1 protein-coding gene is annotated in these 640 nt (G+C 46.7%); it reads right to left on the bottom strand.

Annotated elements, in window-relative coordinates; genetic code table 11:
- A partial coding sequence (locus ACTHUR_RS15255; protein WP_440399475.1) for a pyridoxal-phosphate dependent enzyme occupies positions 1-310 on the bottom strand: 310 nt, incomplete at its 3' end.
- Positions 311-640: the final 330 nt, after the last annotated feature.

The following is a 640-nucleotide window of genomic DNA, read 5'->3' as shown; positions in this document are numbered from 1 at the left end:
GCGTCACGATGATGGTGCGGCAACCCAAATATTGAGCCGACAAAGCCACACCCTGTGCATGGTTGCCCGCGCTTGCGGCAATCACGCCACAATCCAAGGTTTCTTGAGGCAGCTTCGCCATTTTGTTGTACGCGCCGCGAATTTTGAACGAAAACACCGGCGGCAAATCTTCACGTTTGAGAAAAACCTGATTGTTCAGACGGCCGGACAGACTGCGCGCCAAATCCAAGGGCGTTTCTACGGCCACATCATAAACGGAAGCGGTCAAAATACGGGTTAGATAATCAGAAAGAGGAAGGGAATGGTTCATGGTATTTTAGTGTTCGGAAATAAATTGCAATTCGGTCAAATCGACCGGAGGAAAAAGTTAAAACCATACCCCTGAGGCCGTCTGAAGGCAAGAAAAATCTTAGCAAAGCCTAAATGAGACGGTATAATGTCCGCTTAATATCTATTTAATATGCCAAACTGTTTACTTTGAAAGAAACAGTGTCCACTCATATTCAAATCCATAAATAATGATGAAAAAAACGCTACTTAGCTTAATTTTTGCTGCCCTCCTGAATACTCCAGCCCTTGCGGCAGACCCGGTTGCATCCGCACCTGCCGTACAAAGCGAGGCTCAAACGCAGCCACTGCT

The organism is Neisseria sp. P0021.S007, assembly GCF_051956855.1.
Note: the sequence above shows the minus strand (reverse complement) of the source record. Positions and strands in the feature narration are given on the sequence as shown.